We start from the raw sequence: 498 nt of genomic DNA, 5'->3' as shown, positions 1-498 counted from the left end.
TTCTCCCCGACCGGAAGCAGTGCCTTTGGGTTGTCCTTCGTTATCGGCCATAGCCGAGTTGCGTAGCCGCCGGCCATGATTAGGACCTTCATGGTTTTTCCCTCCTGAGTGCTTTTGAAATCGAGTCCATAAATTCCTCAATATCCGACAAGTTATCCTGGAGTATCTCATAAATAAACTCATCATCAACCTCCCAGTAAATGTGAACGAGTCTGTTCCGGAATCTCGTCATGAGAACAAGTCTCTTGGTTAAATCATCGTTAATGATTTCCCTCTCGTTTAAAACCCTGAATGAATCTGCGTAGTCCTTTGGAAGTCTCATTTTGTTCCTTGATATCAGGTGGTAGGCAATGTCAATGCACGCTTCGATTGCAACAAGAAGGTTGTACTTTGCGCTTGAAACGTAGTGTCTGTTCTGAAGAAATTCCTCCTTAGGAAGTTCCGAGAGCTCATAAAGTGCTTCCAGAGCAGTCCTCGCCTCCGACATCAGGCGAGTTA

General features: G+C 45.6%; 2 protein-coding genes. Both read right to left on the bottom strand.

Going from position 1 to position 498, the window contains the following annotated elements; translation table 11 throughout:
- Window positions 1-92 (bottom strand): sugar phosphate nucleotidyltransferase (locus E3E33_RS10700; RefSeq protein WP_167731693.1); only part of this gene is annotated, 92 nt, incomplete at its 3' end.
- Window positions 89-498, bottom strand: a 410-nt coding sequence (locus E3E33_RS10695; protein ID WP_370520408.1) for a DUF86 domain-containing protein, incomplete at its 5' end; no start/stop codon positions are given. The genes E3E33_RS10700 and E3E33_RS10695, both read right to left, overlap by 4 nt.

The organism is Thermococcus sp. GR5, assembly GCF_012027535.1.
Classification (GTDB): domain Archaea; phylum Methanobacteriota_B; class Thermococci; order Thermococcales; family Thermococcaceae; genus Thermococcus; species Thermococcus onnurineus.
This window is presented reverse-complemented; position numbering and strand designations above follow the sequence as displayed.